The following is a 1,421-nucleotide window of genomic DNA, read 5'->3' on the forward strand; positions in this document are numbered from 1 at the left end:
TTATTGCCGGGCGGAGGATCGTTGGCGCGTGCGAGATAGCCGCCCAGTTGGGCGAGCTTGATGAGGCTACGTGACAGAGGCGGCGCCTGTGCGGTGCGCGCCGTATCTCTGACGAGTTGATCAAGAAGTGTCACCTCGGTTGCGGTAAGCGCCACCTCCGGTGGCGCCTGTGGCGCAGACCGATTGATCTCGGTGAGCCAGAACACTCGCCAGGCAAGGATGCAGAAGATAGCGATCAGGTTGGTCAGACGGCTCGCGGTGCGCAACTGCGACTCTTCAGCCTTGCAGCCGGACTTCAGATTCTTGTGAAACGTTTCTATTTTCCAGCGCATCGCATACCAGTCGATCTTTTCGATTGCACCCGCGCGTGAGTTCACCGGCAGATCAGTGAGCAGCTTCCATTCGATACGCTCTCGGCCAGCCGGCTCGCCGCGCTCCGTCGCATGGATGACAGTCAGTCTGAGCGCGGGATAGTGCCGTTGTTTTGCGACGGGCGGCCAGACCGTGAGGCGCCGGTATCTGATCTCCAGGCACGCCTGATGAGGGCGCCCTTTGGCATCGCAAAATTCGATCCGATGCAATCCCTTCACCCGGACCTCTGCCATCTCGTCCGCAACGGTATGTCCACCGTCGCCAGCCAATCGATCGGTGCAGGCGCGCACCAGAAAATGCGTTCCGAGTTCGCTGGCGGCGCAAAACAGTTCAAAGATGTCGCTTTCCCGGTCGCCGATATGCACACAACGATCCGCATCGCCGAGTCGTGCTGTTGACTGCCGAAGGTTCTCAAGCCAGCGATAGCTCTCTTTCTTCTCGATCGGTATGCGCGTGAAATTTACCTTGTACTTCAACTTCGAGGTGTTCTTGAATTCCTTCCTGCTCCAGAACTTGATGGCCGCCAGCCCGAGCGGCAGCCCTTGCGCTGTCACTGCGAGACTTGAATGCATCAGGATGCCGCATTGCGGGCTCGGCTTCGCCCGGCCTCGTCGCTCGGCCGAGGTTATCGCGCTGCCAGCGTAACCGATGAGTTCGGGACGTTCCCTTTCGTACGAAAATGTGGTGGTGTCCTGAAGTACAAGAATCGGTCCATCGGTCATGGCAAAACGCTGCGCGGTTGCCTGGAAATGCCCACTCAGAATGTCCTGCTCACTGACGCGATCATTGTCCATGAAACGATAGGCGGCCTTGGTATTGGCCCAGTCCTGGCAGGCAAGCGGAATGGTCTGCCCCATGCCTCTCCACAGTTGCTCCAGCAGCGTTCCAAACCGCTTGCGTAGCCGCGCGTCCTGGAATTCGCTTCCTTCAAGCTCCTGCTCAAACCACGCCCGATCTTCTACCTGTCGTCTCCCGGCCATTCTTCTCGCGCGTTCATCGTGATGCAAGCCAGGTTACCAGGATTCGCGAAAGAAGTGGGTAATCACAAG

Annotated in this window: 1 protein-coding gene; it reads right to left on the minus strand. The window is 58.6% G+C overall.

The genetic code is table 11. From position 1 onward, the window contains the following. Window positions 1-1,379 (minus strand): IS4 family transposase (locus F6X42_RS42645; protein ID WP_222945939.1); only part of this gene is annotated, 1,379 nt, incomplete at its 3' end. Window positions 1,380-1,421: the final 42 nt, after the last annotated feature.

It is taken from the genome of Paraburkholderia podalyriae, assembly GCF_014397785.1.
In the GTDB taxonomy this organism is placed as follows: Bacteria; Pseudomonadota; Gammaproteobacteria; order Burkholderiales; family Burkholderiaceae; genus Paraburkholderia; species Paraburkholderia podalyriae.